This is a genomic window from Caulobacter sp. ALps2 (genome assembly GCF_058681635.1).
On sequence record NZ_CM178743.1, the window covers coordinates 57977 to 74977 of the forward strand.

Here is a 17001-nt window from a genome sequence, read left to right on the forward strand (position 1 = left end):
ACACGGCCATGATAGCGCTATCAACGCCTTTTGTAGGACAATTGCAGATCAGCGCCGGAGGGCGAAGCCGACATAGACCGTGCGGGGCGCGGAATAGCTGGTGACCCCGTCCGCCGTCTGGCCGACCGCGAGGTTGGCGTCCAGGGCGTTGTCGGCGGCGAGATAGACCTCGGACGTCGGCGACAGGGCCCAGCCGGCGCGCAGGTCGACGCTGGTCCCGGCCTTCAGCGTCCGCAGGTTCAGGTCGTCCTCGTAGCGCTTGCTCTCGTAGCGCAGGTCAGCGTCGAGGGTCAGGCGATCGATCGGACGCCAGCGGACGCCGGCCGTGGCGGTCAGGGCCGGCGCCTGGGCCGGACGCTTGCCGTCCAGCTGGGCTACAGCGCCGCTGCCCTCGACGCGGGCATGGGTCGCCGAGACGGCCGCGCGCACGGTCCAGGCCGGCGACAGGTCGGCGGCGATGTCGCCCTCCAGGCCGTAGGCGTTGATCTCCCCCGCGTTCTGACGCTGGCGCAGCACGCCGCCGGCTGGGATGAAGCCAGCGATCGGGAAGGTTCCCGGGCCGACGCCGATCGTCACGTTGGTGACCGGGTCGCGGACCTGATTGTAGAAGACGCCGAGGTTCCACCGTACCGTCCCCTCGCTCGAGAGGCCCGTCTCGACCCCATACAGGGTCTCGGGCTTCAGCGCGGCGTTGGCCTCGGTGACGTCGTTGCCGACCCGGAACGGGCGATGCAGCTCGTTGAGGGTCGGCGGCCGGAAGCCGGCATAGGCCGCCGCCCGCAGCCAGGTCTCGCCGGACAGGCGCTGGCGCACGCCGATCCGACCGGTCGGCGTCGTCCCCGAGGCGTTGGCCGGAGCGGCGTCCAGGGTCAGGGCGCCCGTCGCCGTATCGCGCTCGCGCCGCACGCCGCCGTACGAGCGCCAGCCGTCCAGCCGCGCCCCGGCGGCCAGGATGAAGTCCGGCTTGCTCAAGGCGACCTCGGCATAGGCGCCGCCCACCAGGGTGCGGCCGCCGGCCGTCCGTTGTCGGGTGAAGCCGCCCGCCATGTAGCGGAAGAGCTCGTTGGTCCGTCCCTCGGTCGCCCGGACGTCAGCGCCCAGCTCCCACGTCCACTCGGCCAGCGCGCCCTGCCAGGCGGCGTTGAGGCCATAGCCGCTGGAGGGGGTCGAGTATTGCGCGTTGGCCGGCGTCGTACCGGTGCGGCCGGCCGCGACGGCGGCGGAGGTGTTCTCCAGGTCGCTGCCGCGCGCCCAGGCCTGGAGACGCCAGGTGTCGGTCGCCAGGGTCACGGCCAGCGAGCTGCCGGTGGCGTTGGACTTGGCGCCGAACAGGCCCGCGCCGCGCTTTTCCTGGAAGGTGGCGACCCGCGCCGCCCAGCGCACGCCACCGGCCTCGCCTTGCACCCGCGCGGCGATCGAGCCGTCCTCCAAGGTGGTCGGGACATCGGCCGCGCCGGCCGCCGAACCGCGCACGGGGCGATAGCCGTCGGTGCGCGAGCCGCTGGCGGTCAGCAGCAGGTGATCGGTCCCGAAGGTGCCAGCCGCGCGCCAGCCGTCGCGCTCGCGCGCCTCGGCCGTGAAGCTGGTCAGCCCGCCGCCCGTCGCCCGTTCGCGCAGGGCCACCACGCCGGTCAGCGCGCCGGCGCCGTAGGGTCCCGCCCCCGCGCCGCGCACGATGGTCGCGCCCGACAGGCCCTCGCCCGGCAAGGCGGTCCAGATCACCCAGCCCCCGAACGGGTCGTTCTGCGGCGCGCCGTCCAGGGTCACGAGCGCCCGGCCCGCGCCGGACGGCGCGACAGCCCGAAGAGAGAGCCCCTGGATCGTGGGATTGGCCGCGTCGCTGCCTGTGCGGCGGAACAGCGAGACACCGGGCGTGGTCTTCAGCACGTCGTCCAGCCGCGCCTGGGCGCCCAGCTGGGCGGCGTCATAGTAGGCGGTGGAGAAGGCGTCCCACCCCGGCAAGGGCAGCAGCTGGGGCGCCTCGACGACGACAGCCGAAACCGGAGAGGCGGAAACCGGGGGCGGCGGGGCGTCAAGCGGCACGGGCGAACTCTACTTCGGCGAAAGGCTATGCTTAGCCCAAAGCCCCGTATCGCCGCTATCGTTCCCAGCCGCCGCCCAGCGCCAGGAACAGGTTCACCTGATCGGCCGCGACCTGGCTGTCCGACGCCGCCAGTTGCGCCTCGGCCCCGGCCAGGGTGCGCTGAGCGTCGAGGCCCGCCAGGTACGGACTGCGACCGGCGCGATAGAGCCGCTGGGCCTGGCTCTCGGCCAGTCGCGCCTGGTCGCGTGCGGCCTTCAAGGCGGCCTGGCGTTGCAGGTCGTGGGCATAGGCGTCCAGGCTGGTCTCGGTCTCGCGCAGGGCGGTCAGCACCACGCCGTCGAACTTGGCCAGCGCCCCGTCGGCCCCTGCCTCGGCCTGGCGGATCCGAGCCCGCTCGCCCTCGCCCGGCAGGGTCCAGCTGATCAGCGAGGTCAGGCCCCAGCGGTTGGCGGGCGCCGCACCAATGTCGGCCAAGAGACCTGTCGAGCCGGCCCCGGCGCCCAGGGTGATGCTGGGATAGAGGGCCGCCGTCGCGACGCCGATCCGCGCCGTGGCCCCGGCCAGGGTCCGCTCGGCCTGGCGCACGTCGGGACGGCGCTTCAGCAGGGCCGCGCCGTCGCCGATCGGGATCGGACGGGTCAGGGTCGGCGGGGCCACGCAGGCCTCCACCGCCTTGGGGAACTCCGCGGGAGGTTTGCCGGTCAACGTCGCCAGCTTGTACAGCGCCGCGCGACGACGGCTCTGGAAGGTCGGCAGGCTGGCGCGCGACAGATCCAGCTGGGCCTGGGCGCGGGTGATGTCCACCGCCGTGCCGCGACCGGCCTTCACCAGCTTCTGGGTGACCGTCAGGCCGCGGCTCTGAAGGTCCAGGGTCTTCTGGGCCACCGCCAGTTCGTGACCGTTGGCGCAGGCCTCGACATAGGCGCGGGCGACGTCGGCGGCGACGCTGACGCGGGCCAGGTCCAGCGCGGCCCGCGAGGCCTCGGCGTCGGCATGGGCGGCCTCGGCGGCGCGCTTGAGCCGGCCGACCAGATCGACCTGGTAGCTGACCTTCAAGCCGACATCGGCCAGGTTCTCGACCGGCAGCGGCTCGGCCTTGAGGAACTGCTCACCTGACTCGCGGGAATGCATCGCCGCCGCCGAAGCTCCGACCTTGAAGCCGCCCGCATCGTCGGCCTCGCCGGCGATGGCGCGCGCGCGGGCCAGGTTGGCGGCGGCGACGCGCAGGTCGGTGTTGGCGGCCAGGGCCTCCTCGACCAGACCGTTCAGGACCGGGTCGTCATAAAGCTTCCACCAGCCGGCCGGGACCGGGTCCTGGCTGACGGCCTTCGAGCTCGCGCCCAGGAAGGCGCCCTGGGCCGTCGGGGCGTTGATCTTGGCCTGCTCCGGCAGCTTGTAGTTCGGGCCGACGGTCGTGCAGGCGGTCAGGGCGAGCAGCGAGCCGGCGACCGCGAGAGTCTTCAGAGGGCTCATCGACCCGCTCCCACCACCGCGACCGTGGCGGTGCGGCCGGCGATCAGGCGCAGGTCATGCGGCGTCTGGTCCAGGGCCACCCGCACCGGCACCCGCTGGGCCAGGCGCACCCAGCTGAAGGTCGGGTTGACGTTAGGCAGCAGGTTGCCGCTGGCGGCGCGGTCGCGGTCCTCGATGCCGGCGGCGATCGACTGGATGTGGCCCTTCAGCGGCCGATCCTCGCCCATTACCTTGATGCTGACCGGCTGGCCGATCCTCAAGGACGACAGCTTGGTCTCCTCGAAATAGCCCTCGACCCGGAACGAGCGGCTGTCGATCAGGGCCAGCACCGGCTTGCCGGCGGTGACGTAGTCGCCGGCGCGCAAGGTCAGGTCCGACAGGAAGCCGTCGGTCGGGGCCAGCACCACGGTGCGCTTCAGGTTCAGCACCGCGACGTCGCGGGCCGCCAGGGCCTGGGACAGGGCCGCCTGGCTCAGCTCGACCTTGGACAGGCTCTGCTCGGTGACCTCGCCGGCGACGAGATCGCCAAGGGCGCGGTTGCGGGCGAGCTCGCGGCGGGCCTGGGCCAGGGCGGCGCGCTGCGCCTCCACGGCGGCGTCGGCCTGTCGCAGGGCCAGGGCGTAGCGCTCGCGATCGACATAGAACAGGGGCTGGCCGGCCTTGACGGTCTGGTCGTTGGCGGCGTCGACTCGGGTGACCAGGCCCGAGACGTCGGGGGCCACCTGCACGACATCGGCGCGGACGCGGCCGTCACGGGTCCAGGGATCGACCTGGTAGTGGGTCCACAGCGCCTTGCCGCCGACCAGGGCGGCGATGACGACGGCGCCGGTGACGGCGACGCGGGCGGTGGTCATCAGAACGGATTTCAGCGGGGGCATGGGTCAGAACTACGTTCAGAATTTGAGGGGCGAGGGGACCGTCACGACGGCGGCCCAGAGGATGAGGAACAAGGCGGTGTCGAACAGCGCCGGGTGCCAGACGAAGCGGTAGGCGCCGACCTTGGACAGCCCGCGGCGCAGCAGGAACGAGGCGGCCAGGGCGATCACCGCCGAGACCAGGACGGACGACAGGAAGACCCCGTCGATATTGAGCTCACCGGTCATCGGGCGATCTCCGGAACGAAGGCCGGGGCCTCCGGGAACAGGTTGCGGCGCAAGCCCACCAGGCCCGAGACGCCCTGCACGGCCGAGGCGGCGGGGGCGATCGACAGGCCGCGCAGGGCGGCGTCGACACGGACCAGCAGGTCGTCGCCGGGCTTGCGGCCGTGGCCAGCGGCCAGGGCGGCGAAGTGTTCGCCGACGCCGTCAAGGGCGGCGTCCAGCTGGCTCTTGCCTTCGGGCGGCAGGTCCGGGCGAGCGGCCTGGACGGCGACCAGGTTCATGCCGATCCGCAGGTCGCGCAGGGCGTCGACGCCGACGAAGTCGTGTTGCTGGCTGGCCTGGGCCAGCTTGGGCGTCAGCATCCCCAGGCGATCCACCAGGATGGCGGCGAAGGCGGCGGGCTCGGGCGCCTGGCGGGCGCGGGCCAGGCGGGCCAGGCCTCTCCAGGTGCGAACCAGCAGGCGTCGGGCGCTGGCGTCGGCGCCCATCGAGCGCAGGCCGGCGGTGACCATGATCGCGAACAGCAGGCCGACGAACTGGCCCAGGTTGCTGTTGAGGAAACTCGCGAAGTCGGCGCTGAAGGTCTCCTGCAGGGCCAAGGCGTTGCAGAAGCCCATCAGCACGGCCAACGCGGACCCCATCGTCGCGGGATTGGGGATGTACAGACCCAGGAACAGCAGCGGCGGAGCCATGGCCAGCAGCAGCATCGGAAAGCCATCGATCGCCGGCAGGATGGCGAACATGTAGACCGCCGCCAGCGGCAGGGAGAACAGCGAGAACAGGCCGAAGTTCTTGATGGCCGGCACGGGGTCGTCCATCGCCGCGAAGAAGCAGCAGAACACCGCGGCCATCACCGGCGCGGCGGCGCCGTCGCCCCAGCCGGCCAGGATCCAGGCAGCGCAGGACAGCAGGATGGCGATCACCGCCGCCCCGCCCGACAACAGGGCCAGCGGCAGGTCGGCGTGCATCGGCCGCATCCCCTTGACCCGCGTCGTGGCGTCCAGCGCCGGCGAGAGCGGGGCGTCGGGATTGTAGAGGCGCGCCAGCAGGGCGTGGCCCTCGGCCAGGGCGCGAACGGCTTCGGAGAGGCGCACCAGCAGGCTTTCGATCAGCAGGCTGTCCCAGGCCGCGCCGCGACGGCGGGCGGCCAGGTCCCGCAGGCGCTCGATCAGGTCCAGGCCCTCGTCGCGCGGCGAGCCGGCCTCGATCCAGGCGACCACGGTGTTGAGAGCGGCGCGAACGCGGCCGTCGCGCACCTCGCGCAGGGCCTCCATGCGATCGGCCAGGCCAGAGAGCAGCGGGATCAGCAGCAGCATGCGCTCGTGCAGGGCGCGGACGACGCCGGTGGTCTCGCGCAGGCGCGAAGTGTCGAACGGCAGGTGGACGGCCAGCATCTGGATCTCGCTGGCGGCGGCGGCCAGGTGGCGACGGTCGCGAGCGATGGCTTCGGCGTCCTCCCCACGCAGCACGTCCAGCGCCCAACGGTCGGCCTCGCCCAGCCAGATCTTCAGCCGAGCGCGCAGCACCGTGCCGACGGGGCGCGGGAAGACCAGGCTATGGACCAGGGTGGCGCAGATGATGCCCAGGCCGATCTCGATGACCCGCGAGACCGCGACGTCGAAGATCGCGCCAGGCTGGTTCACGCTGGGAAAGCCGATGATCGCGGCCGTGTAGCCGGCCAGCATCAGCACATAGCTGCGGGGCGTGCGGTCCAGCAGCGAGATGGTCAGACAACCGCCGACCCACAGGGCCAGGGCTAGCGACAGCAGCCACGGCGCGTTGACCAGGTTCGGCACCAGGGCCACAGCGGCCATGGCCCCCAGGATGGTGCCCAGCACACGATAGACGGCCTTGGAGCGCACGGCCCCAGCCAGCGGCTGGCTGACGATATAGGCGGTGGTCATCGCCCAGTACGGGCGCGGCAGCCCCAGGGCGAAACCGATATAGAGGGCCAGCATCGCCGCCGCGAAACTGTTCGCCGAGAACAGCAGCGTATGCCGATCGAGCTTGGGAAACATGGGAGCCTAGACCCCCTGCCCGGCGGCTGCGTCCAGGGCGGCCTCGAAGGCCACGAAGGTGCGGATGGCGGCGGCCAGGTCAGGGTCGCTGACGTCGGCCAGCATCTGGGCCCGCACCACCTGCACGGCGTCCTCGACCACGGCGGCCAACGCCTGGCCTTCGGTCGTCAGGTGCAGCGTCTTGGCCCGCTTGTCGGAAGGATCGTCGCGGCGCTCGACCAGGCCCGCCTGGCTCAGTTGGTCGAGGATACGGACCAGCGAAGGTCCCTCCACGCCGATCTCCTCGGCCAGCATGCCCTGGCGCATGCCGCCGCCGGCGCGGGCGATGTGCAGCACCGGCATGGCCTTGGCGTCCGAGATGCCGTGGGCGGCCAGGGCGCGATTGACCTCGCGCCGGTAGACCCGCGCCAGGCGCAGGAGACCGCCGGCGAAGGCGCGTTCATCGAGGGTGCGAGCAGAGGTCATGGAACGACGATCGATTAAATAGGTAGCTTCCTATCTAAATTAGATAGCATCCTACCTATCTCGTCGCAAGAGCGGGCCCACGGGATTGTCGCGTGCGCCTTTCGAAGGCTCAGAGCGGCGGCGGTCCATCCCGCCAGCGCGGCCAGTCGGCGACGATGTGGTCCACGACACGCGATCCGACCGCGCCGATATTGGCGACGGTTTCGGCGAAGCCGCCGGCCGTCTGGCCCGGCGCCGGATCGAGGTGCCGCAGGGTCGTTTCCCCCGGCGCGCCCTGGTCGAAATTGACCGCCCCGCGCAGGCTCAGGACGCGTCCCGTTCCCCACTGGCGCTTGATCACCAGGGCCAGGGCGGCCGCCTCCATCTCGGTGATCACATAGTCGTCGGCGCCGTAAAGCTTGGCGATATGCTGGGCCTCCTTCGACAGGCCAGGACCGTGGAAGAAGGTGTCGCCGGTCATGTGCGTGCCGACCATGACCGAGGGCGCCGCGCGCGCCCGGGCGTCGGCATAACGCATGCGGTAGCGACGGGCGCCTTCGCTGTCCTGCATCGGGACGTCCTTGGACAGACGCACGGCCCAGCCGACCAGGGTCGGGTCGAGCTGGAAGCGGCGGTACTCCTCATAGCCGGCCCGCGGCATGAAGGTCGGCGCGCCGGGCGTGTTCTCCTCCGGCGCCCAGCGATGGCCCAGATCATAGTCGACCAGCCAGCTGGCCCAGGAGACGTCGCCGATCGTCCCGCGTGACGGCGGCGTCCCGCCGACGCCGCCGAGGATGAAATAGGCCCGCGAGAAGTCGTAGGCCGGGTCCAGCAGGATGGCCTGCATCGAGGCCGACGCATTGACCTTGCCCATGCCCAGGGTCGAGCCGCAGACGCCGTCCGTGTCGCAATAGACGGGTTTGAGGGCGCCTCTCACGGTCCTGGGCGCGCTCTGACGCCAGTAGCGCTCGTACCAGGGCTGGAACTCGCCGGCGCGGTCGCCGGTGTTCTCGCCGATCTCGAACATGGCGGCGACGAAGACCTTGACCTTGATCGGCGTGGCGGCCCGCGCCTGGGCGCCGCCCGCGAGGGCAAGCGCGGCGAGAACCACGCCCAGCAGTCTCATGGCCATGGTTCGGGTTTCCAGTCGAAGGGTCATGGCTCGATTTCGGCGCCGTGTCGCGCCTCCCAGTCAGAGAGAGAGGCGCGGCGTCGGCGCCCTACCCCAGCGCCTTCTTGTACAGCGCCAGCAGGTTGGCCCAGGCCGTCTCGGCGGCGGCCTCGTTGTAGACCTGGCCGCCCTTGACGGTCCAACCGTGGGCGGCGCCGGCGAAGACCTCGACCTGGGCCGGGCGCTTGGCCTCGGCGAAGGCGGCCTTCAGCTTGTCCTTCACGTCCGGTTCCTTCTGATCGTCGTTGTCGGCGATCTCGATCAGGTACGAGGCGTGGGTCTTGGGGATCAGCAGGTGCGGGCTGTCGGCGTCGGCGGTGATCAGGCCGCCGCCGTGGAAGGTGGCCACCGCGCCGATCCGGCCCGGCGCGGCGGCGGCGGTGCGGAACGACAGCGGGCCGCCCATGCAGTAGCCCTGGACGCCGATCTTCTTGGCCTTGTCCGTCCGCGGCTGGGCGTCGAGGAAGGCGACATAGGCCTCGGCGTCCTTGAACGTGCCGGCCGGGGTCACCGAGGCGCGCATCGGCGTCAGCTTGGCGCGATCGTCGGGATTGGCGAAGTTGAACGTCCCCTCGATCACCGGCGCCTTCTTGACCCGGTAATAGAGGTTGGGGACCAGCACCACATAGCCGGCGGCGGCCAGGCGGCGGCCCATGTCGCGGAACACCGGACGCAGGCTCATGACGTCGGGCCACAGCAGGACGGCCGGATGCTTGCCCTTGCCCTTGGGATAGAACAGAGCCGCGTCGGCGACGCCGTCGGCGGTCTTGATCTCGACGTCCTTCTCCTCGACCGCCTCGTCGGCGCGAGCGACCGAGGCGACGCCGGTGGCGGCCACCGTCATCAGGCCGAAAGCCCGACGCGACAGGCGCGGGTCGTGAACCAGGCCGGGGTGGATATCGTCATCGCACATGGCGGTCTCCTCTGAACTGGCCGGCACGCTATAACCGCGTTCCCCGGCCGCCTAGCCACTTTCCAAGGCGCCCTACGTTCGCCTTGCTGGCCCACTTTAGGAGGCGACCCGATACGTCGCTTTCCCCGGCAGCAGCAGGTCCTGCTTCTTGCCGTCGCACAGGGCGTAGCTGAAGCCCGACTGGATCGCCCAGGCCCCGACCTCGCCCTTTTTGTTCACGGCCAGGAAGCCGACCTGGATGTCCTTGGCCTGAGGCTTCTTCTTGAGGATCCGCTCGACGGCCTCGCGGCAGGCGGCCTCGGGCGAGCGGCCCTGGCGCATCAGTTCCACGACCAGGAAGCTGCCGACATTGCGGATCACCTCCTCGCCGACGCCGGTCGAGGTGGCGCCGCCGACCTCGTTGTCGACATAGAGGCCCGCGCCGATGATCGGGCTGTCCCCCACCCGGCCACGCATTTTCCAGGCCATGCCGCTGGTGGTGCAGGCGCCGGCGATGTCGCCCCTGGCGTCGATGGCCAGCATGCCGATGGTGTCGTGGTTATTGGCGCCGCCAGGCGTGCCCAGCTGGCCGGTGGTCTTGCCGTAGTCGCCGACCTCGCTGTTGGCCTTGGGCGCGTACCTGGCGTCCTTCTTCCAGGCCTCCCAGGCGGCCTTGGATTCGGGGGTCAGCAGTTCCTCGTACTGGAAGCCCTGTTCGATCGCGAACTGCAGGGCGCCGGCCCCGACGAGCATCACGTGCGGGGTCTTCTCCATCACCCGGCGGGCCACCGAGATCGGATGGGCGATGTGCTCCAGCGCCGCGACGGAGCCGCAGTTGCCCAGCGCGTCCATGATGCAGGCGTCCAGCGAGACGTGGCCGTCGCGGTCGGGATAGCCGGCGCGGCCAACGCTGTGGTTCTTCAAGTCCTGCTCGGGGACGCGCGCGCCAGCCTCGACGGCGTCGAGGGCTCGGCCGCCCTTGGACAGCACCGCCCAGGCGGCCTGGTTGGCGGCGACGCCGAAGTCCCAGGTGGAGATCACGCACGGGCCGTCCAACTTGGTGATGGTTTCAGCAGCCGACGCCCTGCCGCTCGACATCGCCGATCCCGCCAGCGTGGCGCCGATCAGACCCCTACGATTCATCATCTTCGTGTGCTCCAAGAAGGCCGCGATTCCCTAGCATGAGCGAGACCAGACCATGACCGCCGACCGCGTCCTGCTGGAAGTCTGTGTCGATACGCCCGCTGGATTGGCGGCGGCGATCGCCGGTGGCGCGGATCGCATCGAACTGTGCGCGGCGCTGGCCCTGCAGGGCCTGACCCCCGCCCCGGGCCTGATGGCGCTGGCGGCGGAAGCGGCGATCCCGATCTATCCGATGATCCGTCCCCGCAACGGCGACTTCTGCTTCGACGCGCGCGACCTCGACGCCATGCGCCGCGACATCGACGCGGCGCGAGGCTACGGCCTGGCCGGCGTGGCGATCGGTGCCAACCGCCCGGACGGCGAGCTGGATGTCGAGGCGCTGGCGATGCTGGCCAAGCACTGCGAGGGCCTGGGCATGACCCTGCACCGCTCGTTCGACTTCGTGGCTAACCAGGCCGCGACGCTGGAGACGGCGATCGAACTGGGCTTCGAGCGTGTGCTGACCTCGGGCGGCGCCCTGACCGCCGAGGCGGGGGCCGAACGGATCGCCGCGCTGGTCAGCCAGGCGGCCGGCCGCATCGCCATCCTGGCTGGCGCGGGCGTGCGGGCCAGCAACGTGGCCGACCTCGTTCGCCGCACCGGCGTGCGCGAGGTCCACGGCTCGTTCGGTGGTCCGCTGCCGGGCGCTGATCCTGCCTCGAAGCTTGGCGCCATGGGCTTCGTGCCGCCCGAGCCGCGGGACACGGACCAGGCGGTCGTGGCCGAGGTGGTCCGCATCCTCCGTTCGCTCTGAGGTCCTACGTGGCCGGGTGGCTTTTCGCCCAAGCCTCATAGGCCACGATCGCCTTGGCCGGGCCCGCGCCAAACCAGGCATAGCCGTTGCGGCGTTCCAGCGAGAGTTCGTTGGCGTCGTCGCGCAGGGTCTTGTCGCGCTCGCCGAAGACCGGCTTGCCGGCCGTGCTGTAGTAGCGCGACCACAGCGGGCCCGCGCCCGGCTGGTCGACCAGGCGGCGGCCTTCCGGATCGCCCTTGCCGCCGATCCAGGCCTTGCCCGTCAAGGCCGCGCCCTTCAGCCAGGCCACGCCCGCATGGACGGCGGCGACCTCGGCCGGACTCGGATCGGGCAGGCTCATCAGATAGGTCAGCAGGTCGGCGCTCTCGCCCGTCGACAGGGCCGGCGGCTCGAAGTTGCGACCGGCGACCGGGGCCAGGGTGAACGGATCGGCCTGCTGGCCCCAGATCGTCGGCTTGCCGTCGACGCGGATCTGGGCGGCGACGATCACCTCGCGGCCCCTCTTGGCGGCCGCGCCCGACTTGGCGCGCAGGTCGGCCGGGACGAAGGCGAACTCCGGCTTGGCCTCGGACACCTCGGTCAGCAGGGCGGCGGCCTCCGATACGGCGTTGTCGTTGAAGGTGACGGCGTCGTGGTAGCCGCCTTGCAGCGGCCAGACCTGCGGCCAGCCGCCGTTCGGGAACTGGGCGGCCAGCAGATACCGCACGCCCTTCTGGAAGCTCGCCCGATAGGCCTCGCCGTCCGTGCCCGGGACCTGCGCGGCGACCTTCGCCAGGAAGCGGAGCTCGGTGATGGTGGCGTTGTTGTCCAGTGTGCCGACATAGCCCCACTTCGGATCGCGGGCGGCGTCGAAGTCGGCTTCGCTGAGGTGCTTGGAATTGTTGTCCGAAGCGTAGGGCTGGCCGGGCAGACGCAGGGCGCCGGTGCGGTCCTGGTTCTTGCTCCAGCCGCCGGCCGGGGTCTGGAAGCTGACGATGACGTCGGCGACGTGGCGGGCCCGCGCCGAGCCGTACCAGGCCATGTCCTTGTTCAGCGGCATGCCGCCATCGCCGTGACCGGTCGGAGGCGGCGGTGGCGCGGTCTCACCGGGTTTCAGTTCGGCGGCCAAGGCGGCGCGGTCGGCCTTCCCTTGCGCGTCGGAGCGGGCGAGGTAGGCGTTCCACGCCGGTTGTTGGGCCGCCGGCAGCTTGGCGATCCGCGCGGCGGTGATCGGCTGGGCCGGCGTGTTGGTCCCGATCACGCCGGCCAAGGCCGGAGCAGCCAGCACGCTGGCGGACAGGAACAGGCCGATGGCGGCGGCGCGATAGGTCATCCGGACGTCTCTCCCCGAGGGCGTCATTGTCGTTGGACGCCTTGATATCTCGGGAATGATACCGGTTTCCTACCGGGCTGAAACAGAGGCCGATCAGCCCTCGATGATGTGCGGCACGAACCGCGAGCGGTCGCGGGTCACGCGGCCGCGGTCCTCGCGCACGCCGATGCCAGCGGGCTGATCGCCGATGACCCAGGAGCCGACCACCGGATAGTTCACGCCGAACTTGGGCGGCGGCTTCAGTTCCTGGCGGATCCAGCCTTCCTCGCCATAACCAAGGTCCAGAACCCGGCCCTTGCGACCGTCCTTCCAGAGCTCGACGTTGGCGCCCTCGCGGCTGAACAGCGGCTTGCGGGCGTAGCTCGATCCCAGGCGCTCGACCTTGGGGTCGTCGTCGAAATAGGTCTCCAGCAGGTTCGGGTGACCCGGATCGCGCTCCCACAGCAGCGGCAGCAGAGCCTTGTTCGACAACACCGCCTTCCACGGCGGCTCCAGGAACAGGGTCTTGGACGCGGCGATATTGGCCGCATAGGGCTCGCGCAGCATCTCTTCCCAGGGATGCAGCTTGAAGATCGCGCCGATCAGGTAGTTGTCCTGGTCGACGAAGCGGCCGTCGGCGTCGAGGCCGATCTCCTGGATCGGCACGAACTTGGGCTCCAGCCCCGCCAGCGTGGCCATGTCTTCCAGGAACCGGACCGTCTGCCGGTCCTCGACGAAGTCGGGCACGCTGGCGAAGTGGACGAAGCCGCCGTTCGGGAAGATCGTCTTGAACCGCTCCGCCAGTTGATCGTGCAGGCTGTTGAACTGATCCGTGCTCTCCGGCAGCGCGCCTCGCTGGATCAGGTCTTCCAGCCACAGCCACTGGAACACGCCCGCCTCGTAGATGCTGGTCGGGGTGTCGGCGTTGTATTCGTAGAGCTTGGGCGGCCCCACCCCGTCGTAGAAGAAGTCGAAGCGGCCGTAGAGCGACGGATCACGCGCCTTCCACGAGGCGGCGACCACGTCGCGCGAGGCCTCGGGGATCTGCAGCCGCGCCATCAGGGCGTCGTCGCCGACCGCGTCCTCGACCAGCTCCAGGCACAGCTTGTGCAGCGCCTCGGTCGCCGGTTCGATATGACCTTCGATCTGCTCGAGCGTGAAGGCGTAGGCCGCCCGCTCGTCCCAATAGCGTCGGCCGTCGGCGTGATGCCAGGTGAAGCCAACCGCCTCGGCCTTGGACTTCCAGTCCGGCCGAGGCGTCAGGGTAAGACGGCGCATCAGGCGTCCGAACCGCCCTTAGCCACCTTCGCCTTGTCCTCGATGGCCAGCATCGGGGCGGGCAGAGCCTCGTCCTTCGGGGCCATCAGGCGAGCCAGCACGTCCTCGGCGCCGCCGCCGCCCGGCAGGATGCCGGCGGCCGTCAGCTTGGCGTCCAGATCCGCGCCGGTCTTGCGATCCTCGGACTCGTTGTGCAGCTTGAACTGCTCCTCGCGGACCGACTGGCGTTCCTTGATGCGTTTCAGGCTGTCGGCGGCCGAACCGACGACGCCGCTGGCCGAACCCGCGCGCGAGATGACGGCGGCTTGCGCCTTCTGGACGCTCTCGTTGACCTTCACCATCTCGATTTCGCGGCGCAGCGCTTCGACCTTGGTGTCGGTCTGGGCGATGATCGTGCGCATCTTTTCTTCGGCGGTGCGCAGCTCGTTCATCTGGCCGGCCTTCTGGGTCGCGTCCTTCTCGAGGTCCGCGATCCGTTGAGCCACTTCCAGGGCCAGGGCCTGGTCGCCCTTGTTCATGGCCGCGCGGGCCGACGATTCGTACTTGCGCGACTGCTCGGTCAGCTGGCCGACCTCGGTCTCCAGGCCGCGGCGGCGGGCGACCAGCTTGGCCAGCTCATCGCGCGCCTTGCCCTGGGCGTTGTCGGCGTCGCGGATCTCCTGATCCAGGATCCTCAGGGCGTTGGCGTCCACGATGGTCTGCGCGCCGTCATGCGCCGTGCCGCGGAAGAGCGCCGAGAGCTTGCTCCAGATCGACATCAGTTAAGTCTCCAGGTCTCTAGTTCTTAGGCGGCCGCGACGCGGCTCTTTTCGAAGGACTCGCGCAGGTCGCTGGCGGCGGCGATGGCGTTGTCGGCCAGGGTGCGCAGCTCGATGATCAGCGTCTGCAGAGTGGTCTTGGACGAGATCTCGCCCATCAGCTCGTAATAGTCACGGCCTTCGACCGAGGTGATGCCGAAATTCGACAGCGGCACGATCTTCTGGGCCTTCAGCAGAAACTCGTTGAAGCCCGCGCGGTCGGTTTGTTCGTCGCAGGGCCACAGCAGGGTCGAGACGACCAGTTGCAGCGCGCCGCCGCTGACATAGATCGGCAGGTCGCCGAACTCGTGCATGACGACCTGCAGCACCGGCTCGACGCCTTCGACGACGGTGGCGGTCATTTCGTCCTCGCGCACGAGGGCGCTCTCCACCAGCGCGTCGCGCAGGCTGTGGATCGTCCACGCGGTGTCGATAACGGAGTCCATGTGTCTGACGCCCTTGGGAGGATGGGGGTTGTTGTTGAGGGTGGGCCCGCGCGCCGATTCCACGACGATGGCCTGGACGGCCGAGAGGATGTCGGGCTTACATGCGGCAGGCGCCCAGACTTCGATCTTCACGAAGCCGGCCTTGCGTCGAGCCTCACGCCACGCGCGGGTTCTTTCGGCGGCCTGAGCGCCTCTGGTTGTCCTGGCGGGCATGCGTTACATGTATGCATACCATGAACGCTTGACAAGGCATCGTTCGACGTCATCCTGCGATCGACTTCTCCTTAGGGCAAGCGCGCTCCGGGGTAGAGCCGGCGCCATCGTTCCGATACGTATGCCGGACAGGTATTTGAGGGCTCGCGCAGCGCGATGTTCGGAAAGCTTTTCGGCAGAAAAGAGGGCGCCGGCCCCGCCCTGCCCGTCATCCGCAACGTGACGATCGGTCGAACGGTCGTGCTGGATCCGCTGGCCTGGCGACGGCTGGGCGGCGAGACCAAATTCCCCCTCGATCGCGATACGCTGGAGATCACCGCCCAGGGCCTGATCCAACTGAACGATGGCGCATTCGTGCATCGCTTCTACACGGACGACGAAATCCTGTTCCAGGTCGTCTCGGACGACCGCGAAGGTCAGAAGGCCAACGACTTCACCGTTTTCACACCTTGGGCCAGCGAGTATCCGGCCGACCGCGCCGATCGCGATCTGTGGAGCCAGCGCCTGCGCGGCCGCACCTTCCAACCCGAGGGCCTGCCCGAATATCGCCGCCTTTGGTTCGGCGACGAGGCCGAGCAGCAGGATCCGGTGACGCTGTGGGAAGACGTCTATTACGACCGCGAGGCTGAAAGGCCTGACCGTCGCCTGTTCCAGACCGCTATGCTGTTCCATCGTGACCTCGATGGCGGCGACGGTCGCGAGCTGCTGCTAGCGCTGACGCTGGAGCCCGAGGACAGCAGTGACGTCAGTCACGAGACGATGATCGGCCTGCCGCTGTCGGTGGGCGAATTCAAGGCATAGGGGCCAGAGCCAGATGTTCGACTTCACCGGATTCCAGGAAGGCGCGACGGCGTTCCTGCTGGCCTTCGTCGTGGCCGGCCTGTTCACGATCGCCTTCAAGTACATCTATCAGTGGGTGACGCCCTACAATGAGAAGGCCTTGATCCGGGCGGGCAACAACGCCGCGGCGATCGCCCTGGCCGGCGCGTTGATCGGCTACGCCCTGCCGCTGGCGTCGGCCTTGAGCCACACGGTCAGCCTGCCCGAGCTCGCGGCCTGGGCGACCTTGGCGGGCATCATCCAGATCGCCGCCTTCACCGGCGTGCGCCTGGTCGCGCTGTCCGATGTCAAGGCGCGGATCGAGAACGGCGAGACGTCGATTGGTGTCTACCTGGCGGGCATCTCGATCACGGTCGGCCTGCTGAACGCCGCCTGCATGACCGTTTGAGGATCAGGCGATGACCATCCGCAAACGCTCCTCCTCGCTGAAGCTGACCACCATGCTGGCCGGCGCCACCGCGCTGACCTTGTCCGGCTGCGACGATCCCGGCGGCCAGGCCAGTTGGGATCCCAACAAGGGCCAGCAGGTCGAGGCCTTCAGCTACAAGACTCTGCAGGAATGCAAGGACGCCAACGAGGTGTCCGACCAGCAGTGCGACACCTCCTTCACCGCCGCCCAGAAGGACGACGAGAAGAACGCCCCGCGCTATGAGGCCCGCGCCTCGTGCGAGGATGTCTATGGCGTCGGCAACTGCGTGCCGCGCAGCCAGGCCAACGGCGGCGGCAGCTTCTTCACGCCGCTGCTGGCCGGCTTCGTGATCGGCCAGATGCTGGACGGCGGCGGCTATCGCGGCACCGGCCTCTATCGCCGCGACGACGGCTACTACTCCACCTATGGCGGACGCCTGGGCCGTGACTATGGCACCGGCCGGACGACGATCAGCAAGTCCAGCATCGATCCACCCGACGCCATTCGCCAGGCGCCGCCCAAGATCCAGACCCGCACCTCGGTCGTCTCGCGCGGCGGCTTCGGCGGTGGCCGCAGCTACGCCAGCAGCGGCGGACACCGCGGCGGCTTCGGCGGGTAGGCCAGGGTCGACATTATTGCGATTGACTCG

At 69.9% G+C, this 17001-nt stretch carries 17 protein-coding genes; 4 read left to right on the forward strand and 13 right to left on the reverse strand.

Annotated elements, in window-relative coordinates; translation table 11 throughout:
* Nucleotides 1-48 precede the first annotated feature (48 nt).
* The 9 genes from ACW173_RS00195 to ACW173_RS00235 all read right to left on the reverse strand — a co-directional run bounded on the left by ACW173_RS00195 (nucleotide 49) and on the right by ACW173_RS00235 (nucleotide 10288).
* The gene (locus ACW173_RS00195; RefSeq protein ID WP_492082892.1) at nucleotides 49-2043 is read right to left on the reverse strand and encodes a TonB-dependent receptor; all 1995 of its coding nucleotides are present in this window, start codon (nucleotides 2041-2043) and stop codon (nucleotides 49-51) included.
* A gap of 55 nt (nucleotides 2044-2098) precedes the next feature.
* Nucleotides 2099-3517, reverse strand: a complete 1419-nt coding sequence (locus ACW173_RS00200; protein WP_492082893.1) for an efflux transporter outer membrane subunit — start codon at nucleotides 3515-3517, stop codon at nucleotides 2099-2101.
* Nucleotides 3514-4371, reverse strand: coding sequence for an efflux RND transporter periplasmic adaptor subunit (locus tag ACW173_RS00205; protein WP_492082894.1), 858 nt, complete (start codon nucleotides 4369-4371; stop codon nucleotides 3514-3516). Before ACW173_RS00205 ends, ACW173_RS00200 begins: the two co-directional genes overlap by 4 nt.
* A 39-nt stretch (nucleotides 4372-4410) precedes the next feature.
* Nucleotides 4411-4620 carry a DUF1656 domain-containing protein gene (locus ACW173_RS00210; protein WP_492082895.1) on the reverse strand — a complete coding sequence of 70 codons (210 nt, stop codon included), beginning with the start codon at nucleotides 4618-4620 and terminating at the stop codon, nucleotides 4411-4413.
* Nucleotides 4617-6635, reverse strand: a complete 2019-nt coding sequence (locus ACW173_RS00215) for an FUSC family protein (protein ID WP_492082896.1) — start codon at nucleotides 6633-6635, stop codon at nucleotides 4617-4619. Before ACW173_RS00215 ends, ACW173_RS00210 begins: the two co-directional genes overlap by 4 nt.
* A gap of 6 nt (nucleotides 6636-6641) precedes the next feature.
* Nucleotides 6642-7100 carry a MarR family winged helix-turn-helix transcriptional regulator gene (locus tag ACW173_RS00220; protein ID WP_492082897.1) on the reverse strand — a complete coding sequence of 153 codons (459 nt, stop codon included), beginning with the start codon at nucleotides 7098-7100 and terminating at the stop codon, nucleotides 6642-6644.
* Between the two features lie 109 nt (nucleotides 7101-7209).
* Nucleotides 7210-8211 carry a purine-nucleoside phosphorylase gene (locus ACW173_RS00225; RefSeq protein ID WP_492082898.1) on the reverse strand — a complete coding sequence of 334 codons (1002 nt, stop codon included), beginning with the start codon at nucleotides 8209-8211 and terminating at the stop codon, nucleotides 7210-7212.
* Nucleotides 8212-8299: 88 nt separating this feature from the next.
* Nucleotides 8300-9163: a dienelactone hydrolase family protein gene (locus tag ACW173_RS00230; RefSeq protein ID WP_492082899.1), complete on the reverse strand. Its 864-nt coding sequence runs from the start codon at nucleotides 9161-9163 to the stop codon at nucleotides 8300-8302.
* 96 nt (nucleotides 9164-9259) lie between these two features.
* The gene (locus tag ACW173_RS00235) at nucleotides 9260-10288 is read right to left on the reverse strand and encodes a glycosylasparaginase (RefSeq protein ID WP_492082900.1); all 1029 of its coding nucleotides are present in this window, start codon (nucleotides 10286-10288) and stop codon (nucleotides 9260-9262) included.
* Between the two features lie 52 nt (nucleotides 10289-10340).
* Here ACW173_RS00235 and ACW173_RS00240 point away from each other — a divergent pair, with 52 nt between their 5' ends.
* Nucleotides 10341-11078 (forward strand): copper homeostasis protein CutC, encoded by a 738-nt coding sequence (locus tag ACW173_RS00240; RefSeq protein WP_492082901.1) that lies wholly within the window; start codon nucleotides 10341-10343, stop codon nucleotides 11076-11078.
* A gap of 4 nt (nucleotides 11079-11082) precedes the next feature.
* Here ACW173_RS00240 and pelA read toward each other — a convergent pair whose 3' ends face one another.
* The 4 genes from pelA to ACW173_RS00260 all read right to left on the reverse strand — a co-directional run bounded on the left by pelA (nucleotide 11083) and on the right by ACW173_RS00260 (nucleotide 15103).
* Nucleotides 11083-12390, reverse strand: coding sequence for a pectate lyase (pelA, locus tag ACW173_RS00245; protein ID WP_492082902.1), 1308 nt, complete (start codon nucleotides 12388-12390; stop codon nucleotides 11083-11085).
* Between the two features lie 93 nt (nucleotides 12391-12483).
* Nucleotides 12484-13647 (reverse strand): glutathionylspermidine synthase family protein, encoded by a 1164-nt coding sequence (locus ACW173_RS00250; RefSeq protein ID WP_492082903.1) that lies wholly within the window; start codon nucleotides 13645-13647, stop codon nucleotides 12484-12486.
* Nucleotides 13647-14405: a PspA/IM30 family protein gene (locus ACW173_RS00255; RefSeq protein ID WP_492082904.1), complete on the reverse strand. Its 759-nt coding sequence runs from the start codon at nucleotides 14403-14405 to the stop codon at nucleotides 13647-13649. Before ACW173_RS00255 ends, ACW173_RS00250 begins: the two co-directional genes overlap by 1 nt.
* 26 nt (nucleotides 14406-14431) lie before the next feature.
* Nucleotides 14432-15103 (reverse strand): YjfI family protein, encoded by a 672-nt coding sequence (locus ACW173_RS00260; protein ID WP_492082905.1) that lies wholly within the window; start codon nucleotides 15101-15103, stop codon nucleotides 14432-14434.
* 156 nt (nucleotides 15104-15259) lie between these two features.
* Here ACW173_RS00260 and ACW173_RS00265 point away from each other — a divergent pair, with 156 nt between their 5' ends.
* The 3 genes from ACW173_RS00265 to ACW173_RS00275 are packed head-to-tail and all read left to right on the forward strand — an operon-like array spanning nucleotide 15260 to nucleotide 16971.
* The gene (locus ACW173_RS00265; protein WP_492082906.1) at nucleotides 15260-15904 is read left to right on the forward strand and encodes a YjfK family protein; all 645 of its coding nucleotides are present in this window, start codon (nucleotides 15260-15262) and stop codon (nucleotides 15902-15904) included.
* Between the two features lie 13 nt (nucleotides 15905-15917).
* Complete coding sequence (locus ACW173_RS00270; protein WP_492082907.1) at nucleotides 15918-16331, forward strand: DUF350 domain-containing protein; 414 nt, start codon at nucleotides 15918-15920, stop codon at nucleotides 16329-16331.
* 10 nt (nucleotides 16332-16341) lie between these two features.
* A complete protein-coding gene (locus tag ACW173_RS00275; RefSeq protein ID WP_492082908.1) occupies nucleotides 16342-16971 on the forward strand; it encodes a DUF1190 domain-containing protein in 630 nt (209 codons plus the stop codon).
* Nucleotides 16972-17001 lie beyond the last annotated feature (30 nt).

Bases quoted from the DNA above. Each gene is read 5' to 3' on its own strand.
- ACW173_RS00200 (WP_492082893.1), bottom strand. From the start codon at position 3,517: ATGAGCCCTCTGAAGACTCTCGCGGTCGCCGGCTCGCTGCTCGCCCTG.
- ACW173_RS00275 (WP_492082908.1), top strand. From the start codon at position 16,342: ATGACCATCCGCAAACGCTCCTCCTCGCTGAAGCTGACCACCATGCTG.
- ACW173_RS00250 (WP_492082903.1), bottom strand. From the start codon at position 13,647: ATGCGCCGTCTTACCCTGACGCCTCGGCCGGACTGGAAGTCCAAGGCC.
- ACW173_RS00235 (WP_492082900.1), bottom strand. From the start codon at position 10,288: ATGATGAATCGTAGGGGTCTGATCGGCGCCACGCTGGCGGGATCGGCG.
- ACW173_RS00215 (WP_492082896.1), bottom strand. From the start codon at position 6,635: ATGTTTCCCAAGCTCGATCGGCATACGCTGCTGTTCTCGGCGAACAGT.
- ACW173_RS00220 (WP_492082897.1), bottom strand. From the start codon at position 7,100: ATGACCTCTGCTCGCACCCTCGATGAACGCGCCTTCGCCGGCGGTCTC.
- ACW173_RS00210 (WP_492082895.1), bottom strand. From the start codon at position 4,620: ATGACCGGTGAGCTCAATATCGACGGGGTCTTCCTGTCGTCCGTCCTG.
- ACW173_RS00225 (WP_492082898.1), bottom strand. From the start codon at position 8,211: ATGGCCATGAGACTGCTGGGCGTGGTTCTCGCCGCGCTTGCCCTCGCG.
- ACW173_RS00265 (WP_492082906.1), top strand. From the start codon at position 15,260: ATGTTCGGAAAGCTTTTCGGCAGAAAAGAGGGCGCCGGCCCCGCCCTG.
- ACW173_RS00240 (WP_492082901.1), top strand. From the start codon at position 10,341: ATGACCGCCGACCGCGTCCTGCTGGAAGTCTGTGTCGATACGCCCGCT.
- pelA (WP_492082902.1), bottom strand. From the start codon at position 12,390: ATGACCTATCGCGCCGCCGCCATCGGCCTGTTCCTGTCCGCCAGCGTG.
- ACW173_RS00260 (WP_492082905.1), bottom strand. From the start codon at position 15,103: ATGCCCGCCAGGACAACCAGAGGCGCTCAGGCCGCCGAAAGAACCCGC.
- ACW173_RS00255 (WP_492082904.1), bottom strand. From the start codon at position 14,405: ATGTCGATCTGGAGCAAGCTCTCGGCGCTCTTCCGCGGCACGGCGCAT.
- ACW173_RS00230 (WP_492082899.1), bottom strand. From the start codon at position 9,163: ATGTGCGATGACGATATCCACCCCGGCCTGGTTCACGACCCGCGCCTG.
- ACW173_RS00270 (WP_492082907.1), top strand. From the start codon at position 15,918: ATGTTCGACTTCACCGGATTCCAGGAAGGCGCGACGGCGTTCCTGCTG.
- ACW173_RS00205 (WP_492082894.1), bottom strand. From the start codon at position 4,371: ATGACCACCGCCCGCGTCGCCGTCACCGGCGCCGTCGTCATCGCCGCC.